Source organism: Prevotella brunnea (genome assembly GCF_008016795.1).
GTDB lineage: Bacteria > Bacteroidota > Bacteroidia > Bacteroidales > Bacteroidaceae > Prevotella > Prevotella brunnea.
The window spans coordinates 1-909 of record NZ_SDIK01000104.1 but is presented as its reverse complement, the minus strand read 5'-3'; the positions used below and the strand labels follow the sequence as shown (position 1 = coordinate 909).

At 45.3% G+C, this 909-nt stretch carries 2 protein-coding genes; both read right to left on the bottom strand.

Annotated features, from left to right (window positions below; all coding sequences use genetic code 11):
- The coding region (locus tag ETF27_RS10945) for an ISAon1 family transposase (protein ID WP_193557222.1) at window positions 1-504 on the bottom strand (504 nt) is incomplete at its 3' end.
- On the bottom strand, window positions 470-856 hold the full coding sequence (locus ETF27_RS10940) for an ISAon1 family transposase N-terminal region protein (protein ID WP_147785828.1): 387 nt from the start codon (window positions 854-856) through the stop codon (window positions 470-472). The genes ETF27_RS10945 and ETF27_RS10940, both read right to left, overlap by 35 nt.
- Between the last annotated feature and the right edge of the window lie 53 nt (window positions 857-909).

Sequence of the window (909 nt, the reverse complement as noted above, 5' to 3'; positions counted from 1 at the left end):
CTCGTCTTTTGCCGACTGTATTGCATCCCAGCGGTGCTTGATACGCGATTCCTGGCCGGCGTCGCATGCTAACTTTTTTACATGGATCCTATCGATTACACCCTTGACATTTGGAAACGACCTTCTGACTATTTTGCGCATAGAATCGGACAGATCCAGAGTGACTTCCTCAACAGAAGAGCGTTTCTCCTCATCAATCCTATCCAGTACTGCTATGACATCTTCTGACTTTGTACCTGCAACTACTGCCACGAGACTTCTTTCCCGTGTCCTTGCTGCACGGTTGGTCACGAAAGTGTACAGTTCGCCGTTAGACAGTGAAGTTTCATCAATAGCCAAAGAGGGTCCGATGTTGTCAGGAAAGAGAAGCCATTCGTCGGCATGTTCTGCCTGATCCCATTGACGGAAGCCGCTCAGAACTTCCTTGTATTGTTTCTCAAATGTATGTCCGTCAATATGATAGAAATCCTCAAGCGTAAGGCAGGTCACGGGGGATGTCTCCATACGTTTCTTTTAAAAAAGCTCCAAATTCCTTGGAGTAACGAGTGCCCTGAGCTACCATGTCTAAAGCGATGGGAAGCGTAAAGCTCTTGCCTGTGCGCAAGTCCGTCCATCGTCTGCGACGAATTTTCAATATAACCTTATGGTCTCGGATCGGAAAGTCAGTTATATTAACAGCTTCCATGAACCCTTTGGACTCGAAGTTGGCATCATCCGCCAAAGTCTTGTCCATACGTTCGTCAAGACTAATATGAAACTCTGATCCGACCTCACGGACAGAAACGATAGTAAAAAACTCTAATATTTGAGTGGGCAACACAAGAGTTGCCAAGGTGCGTAACATATTTTCTTCCATGATGCGAAGGTCGGAATTATTAAGATAAATAACTATTACTGTCCGCTAAACAT